Here is a 223-nt window from a genome sequence, read left to right as displayed (position 1 = left end):
GACGTCCTCGCGCTTGGTGCCGCGCAGCAGGGCGCCGATGTTGTCGCCGGCCTCGCCGCTGTCCAGCAGCTTGCGGAACATCTCGACGCCGGTCACGGTCGTCTTCACCGTGGCCTTCAGGCCGACGATCTCGACTTCCTCACCGACCTTGACGATGCCGCGCTCGACGCGGCCGGTCACCACGGTGCCGCGGCCCGAGATCGAGAACACGTCCTCGATCGGC

1 protein-coding gene is annotated in these 223 nt (G+C 69.1%); it reads right to left on the bottom strand.

The window, feature by feature from the left end:
- Positions 1-223, bottom strand: a 223-nt coding sequence (locus WFI16_RS27000) for an EF-Tu/IF-2/RF-3 family GTPase (RefSeq protein WP_419900924.1), incomplete at both ends; no start/stop codon positions are given.

Source organism: Roseomonas sp. USHLN139, assembly GCF_037145735.1.
Lineage (GTDB): Bacteria > Pseudomonadota > Alphaproteobacteria > Acetobacterales > Acetobacteraceae > Pseudoroseomonas.
The sequence above is the reverse complement of the archived record's forward strand: the minus strand, read 5'-3'. Positions and strand labels throughout refer to the sequence as shown.